Genomic DNA, 17,491 nt, shown 5'->3' on the forward strand with positions numbered 1-17,491 from the left:
CTGGTGGATCATCGACTGCAGGGCCTCCGCCGACAGCCACACTTCCGGACCCCACCGGCACCTGGACCACACCTTCGTTTCGATCTTCGAACGGGAGGTTCAAGCTCCGGAGACGTCAGTGGACTGGTTGACCAGGCAACAGGTCAACGACCGGGCCGACCTATCCCATGACAGCCGCCTCCTGCTCCTGACTGTCTTCCCGCTCCTCGACGACCTGACCCGCGACCTCCACGTCAGTACCGGATGGTCAGGCGCCCAGCATCTCGCTGGCCAAGCCGACATCACCCCCCACCGGCGCCAGCAGTATTTCAGCCTCGACGGCTGGAGCGACGCCGTCTCCCACCCCGGCAAAGGTCAGTAACCGTCACCACCACGGGGCACGGGCCCGCCGGGCGCCCCGAACAACCTCAACATGCCAACGTTCCGGGAACGAGACGAAACCCCTCCCTGAGACAGCAGCTGCACCGGCTCAGACAGCGGCGCGGCCCCGTCCGGATAGAGCCCCCGGGGTAGGCGGACAATGTGCTCACAGAGTCCGAGTCACTGATCGCCGCGGGGGCACCCCCATACCAGCGCGTCGACGCCCTGCTGCGTGCAGTCTCGCCGCCAGGTCATCGCTCTTGACACGCGGTGCCTCTCCACGTGCCCTTTCACCGGTCACCAGTCACCGGTTTGCCCTCTACCCGCGCGTGACGTGTCGTCTGCCCTCAAAGGCCACGAGACTTCGATCGCGACATAACGCTTCATCACGACAGGCCCCTCGGGGAGGGGGCCAACAAGGCCGATGGGGCAAATCGTGTACTGCGGATCTGGGCCGCGACGGTGCTTGTGGTTCCATGCTCGTACGAGGTCGGCCATGAGATTCGCTGCGGCGGAGGCCTCAGGTCCGAAGGCGTGGCTGCCGATCTCGACCTTGCGCTCGCCCCGGTCGCGTTTGGTGAGGTAGGCGAAACTGTCTCCCTGGACGACGGCGTTGCACATCGAAGGAATCAACGGATTGGCCAGGAGCTCGACCACGCCCTCGGCGTCCTTGTCGATGGACATGACACAAGAATGGTTCAGGCTGGTGGCCAGCCACATCTGGAGAGTGTCCAGCGATTCGTCGCCGCGGACGGTGACTCCGGTCCATGCCTGCGCCTGTCCTGCCTCGAAGGCGCGTTCCAGCGTCGCCGCGCCGGTGGGGCAGCGCTCCTCGTCGAACCGCAGCCGCACCGTTCCTCCGCGCAGCAGCACCGACGTCCACGGCCGCCTCCCCTGGCCCTGCATCTTGACGAAACCGGCCAACTCCTTCGAGGTACTCACCAGCCGGTCACCGCGCTTGGTAAAGCCAATCGAGCGGGTGAAGCCTCGCACGCGCAACGGCGCCACCAGCGAGCCGCCCTCGGCGAGCTGCGCCATCCACGCCGGCGGAATGTCAGCAGCCTCTACCGTGACCACGATGGCGTCGAACGGTGCGTGCGTCGCGCAGCCGTCGTCTCCGTCGCCGAGCACCACGTCGACGTGGGTGTATCCGTTCTCGTCCAGCAGCCGGCGGGCTCGGCTGGTGATGTCGGCGTCGATATCGAGGGTGACGACATGCCCCTCACGGCCGACCAATTCGGCCAGCAGGGCGGCGTTGAAGCCTCCCGAGCCGATCTCCAGCACGCGCATGCCTGAGGCGATGCCGGCCTGCTCGATCATTCGCGCTTGGATCTGCGGCGCCGACACGGAGCTGATGGTGGTCGTCCCGTCGGCGGCCCATTTCGTGCGAACGACGGCCTCGGGATCGTATGCCTCCTCCAGCGTCGCTTCGGGCGCGAACGCATGCCGGGGAACGCGGGAGAATGCCTTCGCGACCTCGTCCCGGCGGATCGCTCCGATCTCGCGCAGGCGGCCGACCATGGCCGCACGCAGCGGCTGCTCCGAGTCCACATCGAGGGTTGGCATCTGCTCAAGGTAGCGGGCGGCGATGCAGGCGGGGGACACTTCGTCTCACGTACCCCCAACCTTTGCCCGTGCGACGGCTCGTGGGTCCGAACCGCCACCGGAGACGAGACGGGTTCGCCTCTCGAGGCAGTCTCACCCGTACTGCTGCCGCATGGAGCTGTCGTAGTCGGCGTGCGGTCCCAGCCCGGCCTCGGCTCGGCGCTCATCGAGCCGTTCATGATCTTCTATCGGCCGCGGCTGGAGAACGCCGTCGGGGGCGTGGTACTGCGTGCCGTACATCTGGGGCCGCTCCTCACCGACGCGAACGCGGTCCACGAGATAGGCAAGGTTCCTCGGTGACGCCTGGCCGCGGTCAACAGCGTCCTGCAGGAGCGCCAGGCACCGCTGTTGGAAGGGCAGGTCATGGTCGGCATGTTGCGCCAAGAGCCATGCTGCCTGCGCCCCGTTCTCTCCGACGAGGTCATACCCCGGCCAGCCGTGCTCGTCGACCACCTGCTTGAGCCAGGTGGTGTTGTCGGCGTCCACGCTCCTCCACCGCTCCATCAGGTCATCCGGCACAGGTCCGCTCTTGGGCAGGCTCAGGCGAACCTCCTGATCAAGTTGCATGCGCCGCAACAGTTCGTCGCGAAGACCGCCGTCGGTCACGATGCGCGTCCCCCCATCGCCCCGTTCCGTCGAGTGCTGCACTCATACCCGCCGGGATGGAGCGGGGCACCCCTGGCATCCCAACCTTGCCTAAATTAACAATGTTGTACTAATCTTTACGCATCACAGGGGAACGTTTTGAGAGACCATGAGGACGGCAGACATGATCACGCACACCACCGACAGCGGCACCTTCGACTTCTCCTTCGACGACACCGACACGTTCTTCACCATCAGCGCCATGCCAGGACAGCAGAGCATCTTCCTCGACATGGGCGACTGGGGAGTGACCATCCACAAGGTACGGCTGCATCGGATCAAGATGCTCCTGCAGGGCCAGAAGCCGTCCTTGGGCTACCCCGACACCGCCTACCTCGGCAAGGGCCACGCCCTCGTGATCGTCCCCGACGGCGACGGCATGGCCATGGACCTGCACAAGGTGTACGTGCACAGTCCTTCCGATGTGAAGTTCACCCCGGTCGGCTGCGGCGTCACCATTCCCACCGACAGCATCGCCACGGTGATCGACGCCTTCGACGCCGCGCTCGCCGCTTCCAACTGACCCCGTTGAAGCGCCCGCAGCACCGCTGCGGGCGCTTCAACGCACCCGCACCAGACCCGCCCTAACGCAAGGAGAAACCCCGTACATGAGCGTCCACTGGCCACGCCCCGAAGGCTCCGACGTGACCGTGTTCGACATCCTCGAAACCGGCGCGTTCCTCGTCGTCGGCGCCAGCCGCGAAACCCGCCAGGTAGTCCTCGACGGCCGCACCTGGCACGTCGCCCTGGACGAATCCCGGACCCGGCTCCTCCAGCAGCTCTTGCAGAACCCCAGCGCCAGCGGCGCCATCTACCTCGATGCGGGCCACCGCCTCATGGTCGCCCCGAACCCTGCCAATGGCACAGTCGCCCTCTCGCTGAAGGCCGCCTTCCTGCCGGACCTGACGACGCCACGTGACACGTTCACCACTGTCATCCCGGCTGAACACCTGCCGAAGGTCGGCGAAGCGGTCGGCATCGCCCTAGCGGCCGCCTGCCCCCAGAGCTCGTCCGCCGCCAGCGCGAGCGGCAGCTAGGAAAGGCCGGCCCCGCCGCGGATATCCTCCCCCAGCGGCACCAGGTGAACACTGGGGACTCCGCTGGTGTCGCCCGCCAAGAGGCGCATCCATGCTTCAACGTTCGGCTCGAACACCAGCGGGAGAGGGCCGCCGCAGAACCTGCGACAACCGTCACAGCGGCCATCCACGCTGGTGGCCGCCCAGGCGCACCGCGGCCCCGGCTCACCGCTGCCTGGGCGGCGCACGCACCGGCAGCGCTCCTCCTCGACCGTCGGGAGCTGGCCAGGCGGCAGGTCGTCGCTCACCTGCGCAATGTACCCCGTCCCGTCCGCACTGCGGCGGACGTCCGCTCTCGGACACCCCGCACGTCATTTCCGGGCGCAGCGTGCGCGGCAGCCGGTGACCGGCGCTACGCCTTCTGCTTGCCGTCCTTCACCTTGCGGCGGGGCGCGATGCGCTCGGGAGTCCCCAACCCCATGTCGTTGGCCGCCTTCTCCAGAAGGTCACGCAGCGGATCGCCGGTCAGCATCGGCGAGAAGATGTGTCCGGCCTGGATGAGGCAGACCGTCGTCCAGATGGCGTCCGCCGGACCGGGCGGCACGGCCCGATCCGTCAGCCGGAACAGGCCGTCCCCGGCCGGTTCGGCGTACCGGCCGGCGGTCGCCGGCCCGGCGTGGGTGTAATCGGACAGATGCCGGTACACCACGTACAGGGAATTGCCCGGTCCCTCGTCGGGGCTGAACGCCTTCGCCAGATTCCCGAAGTGGCTGATCTCGCCCATGATGGCCCGGTGCCGCCTCGCCTCCACCGGGTCGGCGGGTTCCTGCGGAGCGGCCCGCAGTTCCGCATCATCGGGCAGCGGCCAGTCGGCTTCCTTCGCCTCTTCGTAGATCTTGCTCTGCGCGTAATACTGGGCACCCTCCAGCGCGGCCAGGCCGGGCTCGCCCACGTCGGCCAGCCACGCCAGCGAGTACGTGTGGTCGGTGATGTTGCGGGTCAGCGCGGTCACCTCCGCAGAGAAGCCTGCGTTGGTCGCCTGCCACAGCAGGCGGGCGCTGTGGTTGATGAACCGCCACCAGCCGTAGGCCGTCGGGAAGATCGGCCAGTACGGCTCCAGCACCGGCACCACCCCGGCGGCGACGATCCGGTCGCCGGCGGCGAGCAGTTCCTCGCCGAAGTGCTTGGCGCGGCGGAAGGCGGGCTTCGGCTGGCTCAGCGCGTACGTCATGTGCGACTCCTGGGGAGAGTGGCGGGCGGCTCCGGCCTGTTCGGAAGGACCTCAGCCGGTCGCAGCCGACGAGGGCCGCACCATCAACCGCGGCTCTCATCGGCCGGGCAGCATCCGGGAGAACGGGTCGTGCGGGGCCGCGGAGGCCGTGACCGGCCTCCTTGATCAACGGTACGGCAGCGGACACAGGCGTTGATAACGCGACATGGGAGGCGCGTTCAGGCACCGTTGAGCCGGGCCTCGATCCGCTCGCGCCAGTCGGCGGCTGCGACGTCCAAGAGCGACAAGCAGTGCCCGAACCGGTACCGCTCCCACCCGGCCGGCTTCAGCTCCAGCAGCATGCCGCCGTCGGAACGCCGGCGCAGCCCCTGCATGCCGAGCCGATGCTGTTCGGCGGCGGTCAGCTCGTCGAACAGCTCCTCGATCGTCATCTCCTCGTATTCGGCGCGGTCGTCGTCGTCGAGCTCATCCCACTCCGGGTCGCCGCGCCAGCTTGCCGGCATAAGGTCCGTACCCGCGGGGGGCCGCCACCCGGCCACGACCGCGGACGGAAACCAGGAGCCGGCCAGTGTGGACGACAGCACGACCGGCTCGTTGTCACGCTCGCGCAGGAACGAGGCCACCTTCTCCCAGCCGCTCGGGTACTGGCTCGGCTGCCCTCGCCACGGGAGGGTCCGCCGCAGCACGCCCTCGGCCAGCCCAGCGTCGATCAGGCCGGCCAGCCAGGCCCGGTTGCCGCCCTCGACGAAGGCGTGCAGTTCCGACTGGGCATACACGCGAGCGGCCAGCCGCACGGCATCGGAGCCCAGGTGCAGCGCGGTATTGAACGCCATCTCGAACGTGGACAAGGGGCTGCCGTTGTATACGAGGAGCGGCGGGTCGTCGCGGCCGAAGCAGGCCCGGAAGGCGGAGAACCCACCCGGCCGACCAGCGTCTCGGTACAGGTAGTGATCAGGCGGGATCAGCGAGCGGAGCCGCTCCGACAGCTCCGGCCCGCCGGACACCAGGACATCATCGGCGATGCGCTGGCACAGCAAGCCGAGATGGGCATTCTCGCTGCCGTGCAGTTCGGCGCGGCCTGCGGGCGCGGTGAAGTAGATGCGGCTCACCGCGGCCGTCCGGCCGGCGCGGCCGAGTCGAGCGGATCTTTCCATGCCGGGTACCCGCCGAGCCGATGCAGGATTGAGTACACCAGCCCGCGGGCGAGCCGGTCTGCCGTGATGTCGTCATCTGGCGTGGTCCGCTGCCCGATGACGTCGCGCACGTACTCCTCGATGCCGGCGCGTGAGCCGGGCCCAGATTCCGACAGCAGCAGCCACACCGTCCCTGGCGGGTTGACCATCGGCGGCCCGCCGTTGCCGTCACTGCCGTCGCCGGCCAGGTCGAGCACGTCCCGGCACGGCCAGTCGTCGCCGTCGTGCGCGCATTCGATGTACTCACGGTCGTCGCCGTCCACGTTCGCCAGCACCACGCGATGTGGCTGGTGCCTGGCCAGGATGCGCCGCAGCGCTGCCGCCTCGGCCAGCACCCGCGCCGGGTGGTGGCGCACCACGTGCGCGGGCCCGCGCACGTCGCAGCCGAGCCACTCCTGCGGGCGGCCCGGGTTGACCGCGTACGTCCACTCGGCCACCCGGTCGCCGGGCGGCGCCTGCCCACCGCCGTCGGCTGTCGGAGCCACGAACAGCTCCTGGTGGTCGGTGCCGAGTACCCACTCGCCGCCGCCGGCCGCGGCGGCAGCCTGCTCGTCTTCGTCCAGGCGCAGCAGCAGCCGCTCCACCGCCTCCGCCTCCGTGCCCGTGATCATGACGGCCGCGCCACTTCGTACACCTCGGCCACCTTGGCGCCGTGCATCTCCACCTCTCCTGTCGCCTTGGCCAGCACGGCGGTCAACTTCGTCTCAAGTCCCGCGCCGGAGATGTGCAGCGTCACCGGCACCCCCGCTGCCGGCACGTCCGCGCGGGGAATCAGCCGCCCTTCCCATTCCGCCGGCATCATCCCAGCCGGTAGATCGTGAGCCGCACGGATCACGACCCACTTCGTCTTCCCGGGGATCGCCCGATAGGTGAACCCGAACACCACCAGCCATGGCGTGAACGGGTCCAGCCGATCGAGCATCGGCGGCCGCTCGTCCGCGGCCAGTGCGTTCGCCTGGTAGACGACGACGATGAACGGTTCGCCCAGCTCGCGCTCTAGCTGACGTCGTACGTCGCTGATTGACCGCTCAAGCAGTCCGCCGCGGACCACCACGTACGAGTACCGGTCCGGTCTGGTGCCCTCCGGTACGTCCCGGGCGGCCATGTCGAGCAGCGCCATCCCAACCCCCTTCACCGCGGCGGCCCACCTCGCGGGCGCGCCGCCGACTCCTTCCGGCCGCCCCCGCGGCCGGACCGTGCAGGGGCTGGTGGCGCGGGCCCTTGCCACCAGCCCGCTTCTTCATCCAGTGGCGGTATGTTCTTCCGTCAGCAGCGGCCGCTTCTGAACAGCGATCTCGCGGCCGTCCACCAGCCGAGCGTGAAACGACACCCACGAGCTGCGCCGAACCTGCTCCCGGCCGGGGCCGGACGGGAGCGGGCCGCCGTAGGCCACCCACACGTCCTCGACGGCGTTCCACCACGGCGGGTACGCCGACGTCCGCCTGCCGGCCGCCCAATGCTCGGCCACCTGCTCCAGCCACGCCCGCGCCTCACCCTCCGAAGGCGGCGACACCGAGGCCGTACGACGGTCGGTTCCCGTCACGGGGCAGCCCCCGTGCTGCTCCGTGACGCCCGGCCTTCGGCGCGCGCAGCGGCCGACGCCGCCCGCTGCTCCGCCGCATCGGCCAGCGCTTCAGCGCGAGCGGCCGCTCTCTCGGCCCGCTGCGCCGCCGCGTCCGCTTTGCGCCACTGCTCTCGCCACGACCGCTCCAGCCGCCGGAACACGATCAGCCACGCGACAGCGGTCAGCGCCGCCACCAGATGACCCGCCATCACCCTTCCGATTCCGGCCGCCTGAGCTCCGCGATCCGATCGGCGTCGCGATCCGCGTGCAGCATCTGCCCGCCGATCATCCACAGCGACCCGGCGCTTCCGCCGCTGGCCACGATCTGGCGAGCGGCGGCCTCCCGGTAGCCGTCATGACGCACCAGGTGGTCGACGAGCTCGTCCGCCTTGGCGAACACGGGCGTGGCCGGGACCGGGTCACCAGCCGTGTTCCACAGCTGCCACCCCTCGCCCGGAGGCGGGGGAGTGGGCTGCCAGGCGTCGGCCTGCTCCCGCTGGCCCGGGTAGGCCTCGATGCGGGCGTTACCGCCGCAGCGTCCGCAGATTCCCCACACGTCCGGGTCCAGCCCGGCGGCGCTGACGATCGCTCGGGTGGCGTTCCACACGTCATGGTCGTCGTGGTCGCCATGCCGCGGTGGCCGCCCGGCCAGGCCGGCGGTCAGTCCTTCGATGTCGTCGCTGGGGCGCTGCCCGGGTCGCTCCATCAGGGAGGCGAGGAAGGGATGCATGGCTGCTGATCGTCCGTGCGCGCGCTTGCGGGCGGCGGCCGCCGGCGTTTCGTTCGGCAGCATCAGCAGCAGGTACGCGAGCGCCTCCAGCCACTCCCGGGCGGAGGTGAACCCGTGCCGGCAGGCCGGGCACGGCGGAAGCTGCAGCTCGTCCGGCATAACGTACCCGCGCCACACCGCGCCGAGCGGCGCGTCGAAGTCGAGCGGTACCCGGCGGACCTCGGTACTCATCGCGTCCGCCGGCGCGACGGGCCGCCGCTGGTGCGGCCATGCTGGCGCACGACAGCGCAGTGCACGCGGCTCGGAAGGACGGCGGTCACGGCGTCTCCGGGACCGGCTCGTTGGTCGCGGTGATGACCGCTGTGGCCAGGTCGGGGACCCACTCGGCGTACTCGCTCTTGGGGTCCACGCCGTTGAGGCCGTAGTCCCAGAACGGAAACGCGCGGATGGCCCGCTCAGCGACGGCTTGCTGGTCGTTCGCCGGTCGCTCGTGCGAGCGGCTCGCAGGGGAGGAGTCGTTCAACGGCATCTGCCTTCAGGGAGGAGGGGGAGGAGTAGAACACAAAGTGGAGTTAACGTCGCCTCGCACCCTGGCGAGGCGACGTTCTATGTCCTGGGCGTCAGGTCGAGGCCGTCACGTACCAGGTCGGCCGCCACGCTGGCGGCGACGGAGGCTGCCGTCTCGGGGGTGAGCGCGTGCTGGGCGTGGTGGGCGCGGAGCTTCTCGGCGATCCGCAGGTACAGCAGGTCCTCGCCGGCCAGGCCGTCGTCGGTCTTCTCCATCCACGTGCGGCTCAGTCGGACCGGCGGCGCTCCGGGGTATTCGGCCGGCTCCCCTTCGCGACCTCGGGTGAGGAGCAGCACCGCCCACCGGTCGCGGCCTGCGAGGAGCCGCCAGTAGGTGCGGCGCCGCATGTCGGAGCGGGCGAGGATGGTGGCCATCTTGGCCAGGTCTCGCATGGATGCCTTACGCCAGGGCACCACGGTCTCCCTCCGGAACGTCATCTGCCGGTGCGGCCGCGTCAGACTCTCCCTGGCGGGCGGCGAGCACGGCGCGCACGCATGTCCTTTCGATGTCGGCGAGGATGCGCCGGACACGGCGCTTTCCTGCGGGGGTGAGCGGCACGACCGTGCTGACGCCGGTGATGCCGTCGAGGCTGGTCCACTCATCGTCGTCGGGGTCGATCCGGATGCGCACCTGAACGATGGGAGCGCGGCCCTGCGCGCAGAGCGCGCGGTAGTCACGCTGGGCTTGCCGTCGTTCCCGGATCCGGCGCACTACGCGGTGAAGGGGAAGCATGCGAGGGTCCTTTCAGAATCGGCCGGGCGGCCTCATGGCCACCGACGCAACCCGCCGCCATACGCGCAGGGCGGCGGTGAGAGCGACGTTCTCGCTGATCTCGCCGTCGGTGGCCGTCCCGTTCACGATGGCCACTTCCAGACCGGCGATGCGCTTCATCAGGGCGGCGCCGCGGGCTGTTGCGTGTGCACGGCGGGCTTCGGCGGACAGCGCCTCGAGGTCGGCGGCACCCACGTGTACGTGGGCGCCGCTCGGCGCTGATCCGTGGATGGGCTCACCCATAGCCGGAGTAGTCGTCGATGACGGGGGAGTAGTCGGCCTCGTGCAGCCGCGTGGACGTCTGCGAGCACGTCACCAGCGGGGCGACGTCACCCATGGCCACGACGCTGTCGCTCGGGTCCCGGTCCGCGATGGCCGTCTGCAGCGTCCGTGACCACGTCAGCAGGATGCCGCACTCGCACCATGTCCAGCCGGTGAAGTGCAGGGCGTCGATGGCCAGGTCGACCTTGGGTAGTTCCGGGAGGCGGTCGAACACCTCCCGGAACCTGTTCGGACGGCTCACGCCGATTCCGTCCGCGCGTTCCTCCGCCCGGCCGCGATGTCGGCGACGTAGCGGAATCCGGGGTCGGTCTGCGCCCACTGGACGACCCCGACCAGGCGCTGCACCGCGTCACGTGGCGTCTCGTATGGAAGGCCGAGCAGGTGCGCGTTGATGCGGTGTGCCGCCTCGGCGCACATCTTGCGCTCCCACTCGGCCTGGTCGGCGTCGCGCGGCGCACGGAGGCGGACGGACGGGATGGCGACCAGGTCGGCATGCATCAGGTGGCGCTCGACGACGGTGTCGTACAGGCGGACCGCTCCAGCGAATGACGTTCCCGACTGCTCCCAGTCGGTGCTGTCTTCCAGGTAGACGGCCAGCGTCTCGCGGTCGGCGTCGAGTGGCACGAACGCGATGGTGGCGGCGGTGTTCATCAGGGCCTCCAAGCCGGTGAGCTATGGCGGGGACGGGAGGGTCAGGCGTTGCGGGTGTCGCGCATGTCGTTGATCACGGCGATCAGGAGCGTGGCGCTGGGCGGGTTCTTGAACTCGATCTGCTGGCCGCTGTCGATGTCTTTCACCGTGGTGGCGATGGCGGGGAGCCACTCAGTGGGGGTCAGCTCGCCGGATCGGGGGTGGTAGAAGGCGATTTCGAGATCGTCGAGGCTGACGCGCTCGTCGTCGCCGTCGGTGGTCTCTCTCGCGGCTAGGCCGCTCTCGAAGGCGTACTCGTGGATGCGGTGGTACAGCGCTATGAGAGCCTCGCTGTACTCGCGGCGCAGGTCGTCCTCGAGCGCTCGTTTCTGCTGGTCGAGCGATGAGAGACGCGCACGCATCTCGCCAATCCGAGAGGTCATGACAGCCACTCATTCACTTAATTTCAGTACAGGATAGTTATTTAACGAGGAGCAACGGGTGGCCGATTTCATGACCATCCACTCACCCCCCGTATCTACGCATTAAATAATACAGGATAGTTATTTTTTTGCCAACTTGCACACATGCCGCCTGCCCGTGGCCTTGATGACAAGCCAGGCCAGGCCGGTGATCGGCCAGGACAGGGCGCCCATGACGATGATCATGGCTCCCGCCACGGGCATCTTCCCCTGGGCGTCGAGGCCACTGATGTTCGAGCGCCAGGAACGGAGCTGATGCCGGCAGTCGTCGCACAACTGGAGCGGGTCACGCTGCTCCCGCTCCTCGATGTACCTGACGACGTAGGGGAGGTACGGCATGGCTCCGATCGCCCAGATGAGGGGAACGGCGTCGGCGGGGGTCATGCTTCCGCCTGGGGTGCCAGCTCCTGGCGGCTGTGAGCGCCTTCGTCCAGGGAGGCGGGGAGGGAATCGATCATGGCGACCTTTCGCTGGTGAGCGAGCAGAGAGGTGCTCGACGGGCGTCGGCGTATCCCCACTGCGTGAACGGGTTAGAGAAGTGGCGGCGCACCCTTCGGGCAGGCGCGCCGCCACGCGAAGCTCAGGCGGCGGGGCGAAGCATGGCGACCACGGGCAGGAGGTCGGAGGCGTCGGGAGGGAACGCATCCCAGCTGATCTTGAGGCCGTCCTCAGGGGCGTTGGTGCGGCTGGCCTTGGCGGCGATCGGCGGCGGCGGAGCGATGCCCGAGATGCGGGCCAGCGCAACGTCCACGCCACCCAGCCGCACAATCTCGTAGTCACCCCACCAGATCACCTCGGCGGCGAGGCCCTCGTGCGCCGCGTAGGTGGTCAGCGCCTCGCGCAGGCCGTCGATGGCCTTGATGTAGTCGGCGCGGTTCTCGGCGGCTTCCCTGATCGGGCGAACAGCAGCAGCCACCAGGCCGCGAGCGTGCTTCAGCAGGTTCGTCATCATGCTTCCCCTCAAGTCGCTATCCCGCGCTTACATATAAAACCATATAAGACAGTTAATAGCGGCGCAACTCTGCCCGCCCAGCACCCCACACCCCCATTTCACCAGCGGCAACACGTCAGAAAACGGAAGACGATTAGCGGTTTGTCGGTCCCGCCCGGCACGATGACCCCCATGACCACGGACGCACCCCCGTACACCCACCTCGCCGACCGCGCCAGCTACACCGCCGCCATCCAAACCGTCCGCGACGCCGCCGCGGCGTACTACGCCGACGGCACCAGCCCGATCGATGACGCCACCTACGACGACCTGGTGCGCGGCATCGCCCAGTACGAGGCTGCGCACCCCGACGAGGTCGACGCCGACTCACCGATCGACAAGGTCGCCGCCGGCGCCGCAACCGGCGACGTCCCGCACACCGTCCCCATGCTCAGCCTCGACAACGTGTTCTCCCCGGACGACCTCGCCAGCTGGGCCGCCGGACTTGAACGCCGTCTCGGCCGGCCCGTCACCGCTTGGAGCGTCGAGCCGAAGTTCGACGGCCTAGCGATCTCCGCCCGGTACCGGGACGGCCGCCTGGCCCAGCTCGTCACACGCGGCAACGGCACCGCCGGCGAGGACGTCAGCCACGCGATCGGAACCATCGACGGACTCCCGGCCACGCTCGCCGAACCGGTCACGATCGAGGTGCGCGGCGAAGTCATGATGACGACGGCCCAGTTCGACGACGCCTGCGCCAAGCGGCTCGCCCACGAAGGCGCCGCCTTCGCCAACGCGCGCAGCGCCGCCGCCGGCACCCTCCGCGCCCAGGACCGGCCGTACACGTGTCAGCTCACGTTCTTCTGCTACGGCGCCCTTCCTCTGCCTCCGCACGACAGCGGCGACACCGCCCAGCACCTGCGCACCCTGCCGCACAGCGACCTCATGGCCATGGTCGCGAAGCTGGGCGTGCAAACCGCCGCCGCCACCCCGGTGCCCGGCATCGTCGCCACCACCGTGGCCGCCATCCAGGAGCGCATCAGCGAGATCGCCGCGGCCCGCGCCGAACTGCCGTTCGGCATCGACGGCATCGTCATCCGCGCAGACCTCGCCGCCGACCAAGCCGAGGCCGGGTTCAGTTCCCGCGCCCCACGCTGGGCGACCGCGTACAAGCTCCCAGCCGCCGAGGTCATCGGGAAGCTCGTCGCCGTCCAGTGGGCCGTCGGCCGCACCGGCATCATCGCCCCGCGGGGCGTTCTCGAGCCCGTCGTCCTGGACGGGTCAACGATCACGTACGCGACCTTGCACAACGCGGCCTTCATCGCCGGACGCGACTTCCGGCTCGGCGATCCCGTCACCGTCAAGAAGGCCGGGGACGTCATTCCTCGGATCGAGGCGCCCGTCGTTCACCTGCGGACCGGCGACGAGACGGCCATCGCCATCCCCGATGTGTGCCCGAACTGCGGCCAGAGCATCGACAAGTCGCAGGAGCGGTGGCGGTGCGTCCAGGGGCGCAAGTGCTACGCCCTGGCGTCCATCGTGTACGCGGCCGGCCGGGACCAGCTGGATATCGAGGGACTGGCCAAGAGCCGCATCGAGCAGATGCTCGACGCCGGCATCATTGCCGACTTCGGTGACCTGTTCACCCTCACGTACGAGCAGATCATCAGCTTGGACCGCATGGGGGAGAGCAGCACGACCAAGCTCCTCGCCGCGATCGAGACGGCCAAGTCCCAGCCGCTCAGCCGTGTCTTCTGCGCGCTCGGGGTTCGCGGGACGGGCCGGTCGATGTCCCGACGCATCGCCCGGCACTTCGGCACGATGGACAACATCCTGGACGCCGACACCGACGCCATCCGGACCGTGGACGGCATGGGCACGGAGAAGGCCACCCTCATGGTGTCCGAACTGCGCGAGTTGCTGCCGCTCATCGACAAGCTGAAGGCCGCCGGGGTCAACATGACCGAGCCGGGCGTTGCGGGGGCGGGCGGCTCGGACGACGACGTGACGGCCGCCGAACTCCCGTTGAACGGCATGTCCGTGGTCGTGACCGGCGCGATGACGGGTGCGCTCGATGCGCTGTCCCGCAACGAGATGAACGAGCTCATCGAGCGCGCCGGAGGCAAGGCGTCCAGCTCGGTGTCGGCGAAGACGAGCCTGCTCGTCGCGGGGGAGAAGGCAGGCTCCAAGCGTGCCAAGGCGGAGACGCTCGGCGTGAAGATCATCGGCCCGGACGACTTCGCCGACATGATCGCCGCGTTTCTGTAGAGGACGGCGACGGTTCAGGCCCGGCTCGCGTCTCTGTGCAAGCCGGGCCCCCAGATCCCGCACAGGGGGCGCGGGGCCTGGATCGTCGGTGACAGGCCGGCCATGAGCGAGATCTCCTACGTGTACGGCGACGCCACCACCCCGCTCGGCGCCGACCGGAAGATCATTTTCCACATATTTCTGCAACGACCGCGGAGGCTGGGGGCGGGGATTCGTCGAGGCCATCTCCGCTCGCTGGCCAGAGCCGGAAGCCGCCTACCGCGCATGGCACCGGACCGGAGCGGCCGGCGGCTTCCAGCTCGGCGCTATCGCCCTGGTGAACGTCGGAAACGACCTGGCAGTCTGCAACATGATCGCCCAGCACGGCTATCGACGCAGCGGCGGTGTTCCACCCATTCGCTACGACGCCCTCGACCGCTGCCTCGCCGAGCTCGGCGCCAGCGTTCACGGGCCGCGCGTAGGATGCGGCCTCGCCGGCGGCGCCTGGGACCAGGTTGAACCCCTGATCCGCAGGCGCCTCCTCCAGCGGGGCATCCCCGTCACCATCTACGAACTGGCCGCGCCCACCGGCTCATCGCAGCCGAGCCGATAACGCGCATACTCCACGAAGTACTTGCGCAGCAGGTACTCGTCGGCGGGGAAGGCGACCAGTTCGTTGTACCTCCGCCGCCGGATCTGCCCGATGTGGATGGCCTCCTGCATGCGGACCCGCAGAAACGTGAGGAAGAGCATCCTCCGGGTGATCACGTCACGCTCAGCGGGTGACACCACGAGGGGCAACGCTCGGTCGGCCACGCGGTAGCTGGCCGTGTGGGCGTTGCATGGGAGGGGCGGCTGCCCCAGCGCCACCAGCGCGGTGTTGCCCAGTTCGCGCAGGGTGGCTTTCCAGCGCTGGTTGACGGCGTAGTGATCCAATCCTTCGGCGTCGGCCCGGTCGGACACGTCATCGGCGACGAGTTCCGAGAACGCCGTGTCGGGCATGTTCAAGAGCCGCTGTACGGGCCTGGGCAGCGGCTCTGTCTCTTCAAGTTCATGCTCGCGCCGTAAGCGCGTGACGATCTCGCCGTACTCCTCGGCGTGCGACTCTCGAAGCCGTCTCAGTGCCACGGCCTGCGCGGGCCGTGCCCGGGGAAGGTTCGTGCCGGCGTCGAGAAGACGTCTCACCTGTTCAAGCCGGTCTCGCAGTGCCTTCGACGTCTGCCGGGTCGTCTCGGTCTCGGGGGCGTCGTCGCCGAGGTCCAGCCTGCGCGTCCACCACGCCACCTGGTGTCTGCCCTCGTAAGTGATCAGGGCCTCCAGCCACGCGGGCAGGATGTCACGCTGGTGAAGCCATGCGGTGACGTTCGGCGGCACAGATGGCATGACGGCTTCGGCCACCACCAGCCAGTGGAAGTTGTCCACGTTGTCGCCGATGAGCCTGTTCAAGCGGTGAGTGGTGAGGTCGCTCAGACCGTAGACATCGCGAAGTCGTGACAGCAACATGAAGCGTCCAAGAGAGAATGGGGTGGGGGAGTCGGGCGCGGCGTCAGGAACGCGCCGCCTCGTCGCCGGTTTCGCCGGAAACCGGTAGCATCCGACCGATTCCCGCATACTACGTGAAATTAATCCAGGATAGTTAATATTGACTTTCGGAAACAGGGCCCGCATCTCCGGCCGCAGGGACAGGGGAGATCACGGAACGGGAGAGAATGCTCGTCATGACTGCGACCCGCATCGCGACCGTCCGCCACCTCTACGTCATCTCCTACAGCGTGAGCGGACGTGCCCGCGGCCACACCTACGCCGAGCCAGAGGACCTGGCGGAGCAGCGGGCGGAACTGAAAGCCCGAGGGTGGACCGTAGACGGCCCAGAGGATCCGCGATGAGCGCCAGCGGCGACTGGGCGCCTCTGGAGATCGAAGACCTCTTACACGCTCTGGGCGAGGCCGGCCTTCATGACGTGAGCTGGGCTGGCCAGATGGGCGTCGACGTCGTTGAGGTTTCCGGCCATGCCTGGGCGCGCCGTCGCGACGAAGAAGTGGGCGCGGCCGCCGCCCGCCGCGGCTTGCACGAGCTCGCCGAACGGGCGATCGCCATTGTCGAGCAGCGCGGCTTTCATCATGCCCGGCCGCCGCAGATCATCATCGACCACACCACCAAGTCCGGCATGTTCACCGGCCGCGGCGGCTACGAGCTCATGCTGAGGCTCCGCCTGTGGCCACCCCGCGGCGAGACGATCGCGACTCCGGTGGGCGGCATCCGCATCGTCGAGTCCACCCGTCTATCAGAAGGGACCGCGCTCCTGGTCGCCTTCGGCGGCATCCCCGCGCATGCTGCCGGGCGCGCGATCGAACACGGTGGCGAATACCTTCCCCACAACCTCCCATAACCTCATACAGGATGGTTACTATTGACCGCGCAGAATGGCCACAGAGGCGCGAACTCGCCTCTCCTTATACAGGGGAGCCGGGCGCCCCCCGGACGCTTCTCTGGCGCTCTCAGAGCTGCGTCCGCCCTGAGAACGCCCCAAATACCTTATAAATGCACAAGTGGGGCACACCAGACAGAACAGACTTTCTGTCTGGTATCCGGCACTAAGTGTGACGTCGTTGGTACCCGGCGGGCAGCCGTTCACACCGTGATCAATTCCGCGACAATGGTGACCATGCCACAGCCCGACACCCCAGCCACCGAACCCTCCGGCTCCGAGACGCTCGATGCCGACTTCCGACGCTTGCGCGATGCCAGCCTGGCGCTCGGCGACGCCCAGACCGCCCTCATGGCGGGCTGGGCCTACGGATACGCGCAAGCGATGCTAGAAATCGACCGCCCCGACCTCGCCCAGCCCAAGATCGACTGGATTGCCCGGGAAAGCCCCGCGCCGGCACGGCAGCCGCCGGGGATCTGAAGCCCGAGGATGACACCCTGCGAGTTTCCCCTCACGAACTTCGCTCGAGGGTAGGCGGGACGGCAGGGTCGTTGGTCGCCCGGGCGTTCCAGTCGCCCATCGCGATCGTGGGGTGCTTGAACAGGCCGAACGTCTGCGCCTCTTGGACGCGAATAGCCGGGGCCGAGGGCGCGAGGTGCGTGTTGACCACGTGAACCGGGCCCAGGCCGGGGATCCGGGTCTCCAGATGGTTCACGCCGTGCCAGTAGCTGCCTGACGTGTCGTGCCGTTCCTGAACTGCTTGTATTTCAGACTCTCGGATGAAGACCAGCAGATGGCAGCCGTGATG

At 68.7% G+C, this 17,491-nt stretch carries 27 protein-coding genes; 7 read left to right on the plus strand and 20 right to left on the minus strand.

Translation table 11 applies throughout. The features are described 5' to 3' along the window. A partial coding sequence (locus ETD86_RS29375) for a hypothetical protein (RefSeq protein ID WP_211370399.1) occupies positions 1-361 on the plus strand: 361 nt, incomplete at its 5' end. 296 nt (positions 362-657) lie between these two features. Here ETD86_RS29375 and fxlM read toward each other — a convergent pair. Together fxlM and ETD86_RS29385 are read right to left on the minus strand one after the other, a co-directional pair. After that, entirely contained in the window at positions 658-1,926 is a 1,269-nt protein-coding gene (fxlM, locus tag ETD86_RS29380; RefSeq protein ID WP_138669481.1) for a methyltransferase, FxLD system, read from the minus strand. Between the two features lie 132 nt (positions 1,927-2,058). Then, positions 2,059-2,571, minus strand: a complete 513-nt coding sequence (locus tag ETD86_RS29385; protein WP_211370400.1) for a DUF6624 domain-containing protein — start codon at positions 2,569-2,571, stop codon at positions 2,059-2,061. A gap of 163 nt (positions 2,572-2,734) precedes the next feature. Here ETD86_RS29385 and ETD86_RS29390 point away from each other — a divergent pair, with 163 nt between their 5' ends. Together ETD86_RS29390 and ETD86_RS29395 are read left to right on the plus strand one after the other, a co-directional pair. Continuing rightward, positions 2,735-3,133: a hypothetical protein gene (locus ETD86_RS29390; RefSeq protein WP_138669483.1), complete on the plus strand. Its 399-nt coding sequence runs from the start codon at positions 2,735-2,737 to the stop codon at positions 3,131-3,133. An 85-nt stretch (positions 3,134-3,218) separates the two neighbouring features. Then, a complete protein-coding gene (locus ETD86_RS29395) occupies positions 3,219-3,647 on the plus strand; it encodes a hypothetical protein (RefSeq protein ID WP_138669485.1) in 429 nt (142 codons plus the stop codon). 391 nt (positions 3,648-4,038) lie between these two features. On the opposite strand, the gene ETD86_RS29400 is transcribed toward ETD86_RS29395, so the two are convergent. From ETD86_RS29400 to ETD86_RS29475, 16 genes are all read right to left on the minus strand, one after another. Continuing rightward, positions 4,039-4,857 (minus strand): hypothetical protein, encoded by an 819-nt coding sequence (locus ETD86_RS29400; RefSeq protein ID WP_138669486.1) that lies wholly within the window; start codon positions 4,855-4,857, stop codon positions 4,039-4,041. A gap of 218 nt (positions 4,858-5,075) precedes the next feature. Further along, the gene (locus ETD86_RS29405; RefSeq protein ID WP_170223334.1) at positions 5,076-6,011 is read right to left on the minus strand and encodes a hypothetical protein; all 936 of its coding nucleotides are present in this window, start codon (positions 6,009-6,011) and stop codon (positions 5,076-5,078) included. Beyond that, positions 5,963-6,661, minus strand: coding sequence for a DUF6221 family protein (locus ETD86_RS29410; protein ID WP_138669490.1), 699 nt, complete (start codon positions 6,659-6,661; stop codon positions 5,963-5,965). The genes ETD86_RS29405 and ETD86_RS29410 overlap by 49 nt, the downstream gene beginning before the upstream one ends. Further along, the gene (locus tag ETD86_RS29415; protein ID WP_138669492.1) at positions 6,658-7,170 is read right to left on the minus strand and encodes a hypothetical protein; all 513 of its coding nucleotides are present in this window, start codon (positions 7,168-7,170) and stop codon (positions 6,658-6,660) included. Before ETD86_RS29415 ends, ETD86_RS29410 begins: the two co-directional genes overlap by 4 nt. A gap of 120 nt (positions 7,171-7,290) precedes the next feature. Continuing rightward, a complete protein-coding gene (locus tag ETD86_RS29420) occupies positions 7,291-7,593 on the minus strand; it encodes a hypothetical protein (protein ID WP_138669493.1) in 303 nt (100 codons plus the stop codon). Continuing rightward, entirely contained in the window at positions 7,590-7,823 is a 234-nt protein-coding gene (locus ETD86_RS29425) for a hypothetical protein (protein ID WP_138669495.1), read from the minus strand. Before ETD86_RS29425 ends, ETD86_RS29420 begins: the two co-directional genes overlap by 4 nt. Then, positions 7,823-8,575, minus strand: a complete 753-nt coding sequence (locus ETD86_RS29430) for a hypothetical protein (RefSeq protein WP_138669496.1) — start codon at positions 8,573-8,575, stop codon at positions 7,823-7,825. The genes ETD86_RS29425 and ETD86_RS29430 overlap by 1 nt, the downstream gene beginning before the upstream one ends. 85 nt (positions 8,576-8,660) lie before the next feature. Next, positions 8,661-8,873, minus strand: coding sequence for a hypothetical protein (locus tag ETD86_RS29435; protein WP_138669498.1), 213 nt, complete (start codon positions 8,871-8,873; stop codon positions 8,661-8,663). A 77-nt stretch (positions 8,874-8,950) separates the two neighbouring features. Then, the gene (locus ETD86_RS29440; protein WP_138669500.1) at positions 8,951-9,325 is read right to left on the minus strand and encodes a hypothetical protein; all 375 of its coding nucleotides are present in this window, start codon (positions 9,323-9,325) and stop codon (positions 8,951-8,953) included. Continuing rightward, on the minus strand, positions 9,312-9,644 hold the full coding sequence (locus ETD86_RS29445) for a hypothetical protein (protein ID WP_138669502.1): 333 nt from the start codon (positions 9,642-9,644) through the stop codon (positions 9,312-9,314). Before ETD86_RS29445 ends, ETD86_RS29440 begins: the two co-directional genes overlap by 14 nt. A 12-nt stretch (positions 9,645-9,656) precedes the next feature. Next, positions 9,657-9,926 (minus strand): hypothetical protein, encoded by a 270-nt coding sequence (locus tag ETD86_RS29450; protein WP_138669504.1) that lies wholly within the window; start codon positions 9,924-9,926, stop codon positions 9,657-9,659. After that, on the minus strand, positions 9,919-10,206 hold the full coding sequence (locus ETD86_RS29455; RefSeq protein WP_138669506.1) for a hypothetical protein: 288 nt from the start codon (positions 10,204-10,206) through the stop codon (positions 9,919-9,921). The genes ETD86_RS29450 and ETD86_RS29455 overlap by 8 nt, the downstream gene beginning before the upstream one ends. Continuing rightward, the gene (locus ETD86_RS29460; RefSeq protein ID WP_138669508.1) at positions 10,203-10,616 is read right to left on the minus strand and encodes a hypothetical protein; all 414 of its coding nucleotides are present in this window, start codon (positions 10,614-10,616) and stop codon (positions 10,203-10,205) included. Before ETD86_RS29460 ends, ETD86_RS29455 begins: the two co-directional genes overlap by 4 nt. 41 nt (positions 10,617-10,657) lie before the next feature. Then, complete coding sequence (locus ETD86_RS29465) at positions 10,658-11,038, minus strand: hypothetical protein (RefSeq protein ID WP_138669509.1); 381 nt, start codon at positions 11,036-11,038, stop codon at positions 10,658-10,660. Between the two features lie 120 nt (positions 11,039-11,158). Further along, the gene (locus tag ETD86_RS29470) at positions 11,159-11,461 is read right to left on the minus strand and encodes a hypothetical protein (RefSeq protein ID WP_138669511.1); all 303 of its coding nucleotides are present in this window, start codon (positions 11,459-11,461) and stop codon (positions 11,159-11,161) included. A 196-nt stretch (positions 11,462-11,657) separates the two neighbouring features. Then, a complete protein-coding gene (locus ETD86_RS29475; RefSeq protein ID WP_138669513.1) occupies positions 11,658-12,029 on the minus strand; it encodes a hypothetical protein in 372 nt (123 codons plus the stop codon). Between the two features lie 171 nt (positions 12,030-12,200). Here ETD86_RS29475 and ligA point away from each other — a divergent pair, with 171 nt between their 5' ends. Continuing rightward, positions 12,201-14,276: an NAD-dependent DNA ligase LigA gene (gene ligA / locus ETD86_RS29480; RefSeq protein WP_138669515.1), complete on the plus strand. Its 2,076-nt coding sequence runs from the start codon at positions 12,201-12,203 to the stop codon at positions 14,274-14,276. A 546-nt stretch (positions 14,277-14,822) separates the two neighbouring features. Here ligA and ETD86_RS29490 read toward each other — a convergent pair. Next, complete coding sequence (locus ETD86_RS29490; RefSeq protein ID WP_138669517.1) at positions 14,823-15,701, minus strand: hypothetical protein; 879 nt, start codon at positions 15,699-15,701, stop codon at positions 14,823-14,825. A gap of 272 nt (positions 15,702-15,973) precedes the next feature. Between ETD86_RS29490 and ETD86_RS55530 the strand changes: the two genes are divergently transcribed. From ETD86_RS55530 to ETD86_RS29500, 3 genes are all read left to right on the plus strand, one after another. Next, positions 15,974-16,141, plus strand: coding sequence for a hypothetical protein (locus ETD86_RS55530; protein WP_170223335.1), 168 nt, complete (start codon positions 15,974-15,976; stop codon positions 16,139-16,141). Continuing rightward, positions 16,138-16,644, plus strand: a complete 507-nt coding sequence (locus ETD86_RS29495) for a hypothetical protein (protein ID WP_138669519.1) — start codon at positions 16,138-16,140, stop codon at positions 16,642-16,644. The genes ETD86_RS55530 and ETD86_RS29495 overlap by 4 nt, the downstream gene beginning before the upstream one ends. Before the next feature lie 276 nt (positions 16,645-16,920). After that, complete coding sequence (locus ETD86_RS29500; RefSeq protein ID WP_138669521.1) at positions 16,921-17,163, plus strand: hypothetical protein; 243 nt, start codon at positions 16,921-16,923, stop codon at positions 17,161-17,163. 31 nt (positions 17,164-17,194) lie between these two features. Here ETD86_RS29500 and ETD86_RS29505 read toward each other — a convergent pair whose 3' ends face one another. Next, entirely contained in the window at positions 17,195-17,398 is a 204-nt protein-coding gene (locus ETD86_RS29505) for an endonuclease/exonuclease/phosphatase family protein (protein WP_138669523.1), read from the minus strand. Between the last annotated feature and the right edge of the window lie 93 nt (positions 17,399-17,491).

The sequence above is a fragment of the Nonomuraea turkmeniaca genome, from assembly GCF_005889735.1.
In the GTDB taxonomy this organism is placed as follows: domain Bacteria; phylum Actinomycetota; class Actinomycetes; order Streptosporangiales; family Streptosporangiaceae; genus Nonomuraea; species Nonomuraea turkmeniaca.

Coding starts and splice junctions, on each gene's coding strand:
- fxlM (WP_138669481.1), bottom strand. CDS start 1,926: ATGCCAACCCTCGATGTGGACTCGGAGCAGCCGCTGCGTGCGGCCATG.
- ETD86_RS29390 (WP_138669483.1), top strand. CDS start 2,735: ATGATCACGCACACCACCGACAGCGGCACCTTCGACTTCTCCTTCGAC.
- ETD86_RS29395 (WP_138669485.1), top strand. CDS start 3,219: ATGAGCGTCCACTGGCCACGCCCCGAAGGCTCCGACGTGACCGTGTTC.
- ETD86_RS29400 (WP_138669486.1), bottom strand. CDS start 4,857: ATGACGTACGCGCTGAGCCAGCCGAAGCCCGCCTTCCGCCGCGCCAAG.
- ETD86_RS29405 (WP_170223334.1), bottom strand. CDS start 6,011: ATGGAAAGATCCGCTCGACTCGGCCGCGCCGGCCGGACGGCCGCGGTG.
- ETD86_RS29410 (WP_138669490.1), bottom strand. CDS start 6,661: ATGATCACGGGCACGGAGGCGGAGGCGGTGGAGCGGCTGCTGCTGCGC.
- ETD86_RS29415 (WP_138669492.1), bottom strand. CDS start 7,170: ATGGCGCTGCTCGACATGGCCGCCCGGGACGTACCGGAGGGCACCAGA.
- ETD86_RS29425 (WP_138669495.1), bottom strand. CDS start 7,823: ATGGCGGGTCATCTGGTGGCGGCGCTGACCGCTGTCGCGTGGCTGATC.
- ETD86_RS29430 (WP_138669496.1), bottom strand. CDS start 8,575: ATGAGTACCGAGGTCCGCCGGGTACCGCTCGACTTCGACGCGCCGCTC.
- ETD86_RS29435 (WP_138669498.1), bottom strand. CDS start 8,873: ATGCCGTTGAACGACTCCTCCCCTGCGAGCCGCTCGCACGAGCGACCG.
- ETD86_RS29445 (WP_138669502.1), bottom strand. CDS start 9,644: ATGCTTCCCCTTCACCGCGTAGTGCGCCGGATCCGGGAACGACGGCAA.
- ETD86_RS29450 (WP_138669504.1), bottom strand. CDS start 9,926: ATGGGTGAGCCCATCCACGGATCAGCGCCGAGCGGCGCCCACGTACAC.
- ETD86_RS29460 (WP_138669508.1), bottom strand. CDS start 10,616: ATGAACACCGCCGCCACCATCGCGTTCGTGCCACTCGACGCCGACCGC.
- ETD86_RS29465 (WP_138669509.1), bottom strand. CDS start 11,038: ATGACCTCTCGGATTGGCGAGATGCGTGCGCGTCTCTCATCGCTCGAC.
- ETD86_RS29470 (WP_138669511.1), bottom strand. CDS start 11,461: ATGACCCCCGCCGACGCCGTTCCCCTCATCTGGGCGATCGGAGCCATG.
- ETD86_RS29475 (WP_138669513.1), bottom strand. CDS start 12,029: ATGATGACGAACCTGCTGAAGCACGCTCGCGGCCTGGTGGCTGCTGCT.
- ligA (WP_138669515.1), top strand. CDS start 12,201: ATGACCACGGACGCACCCCCGTACACCCACCTCGCCGACCGCGCCAGC.
- ETD86_RS55530 (WP_170223335.1), top strand. CDS start 15,974: ATGACTGCGACCCGCATCGCGACCGTCCGCCACCTCTACGTCATCTCC.
- ETD86_RS29495 (WP_138669519.1), top strand. CDS start 16,138: ATGAGCGCCAGCGGCGACTGGGCGCCTCTGGAGATCGAAGACCTCTTA.
- ETD86_RS29500 (WP_138669521.1), top strand. CDS start 16,921: ATGCCACAGCCCGACACCCCAGCCACCGAACCCTCCGGCTCCGAGACG.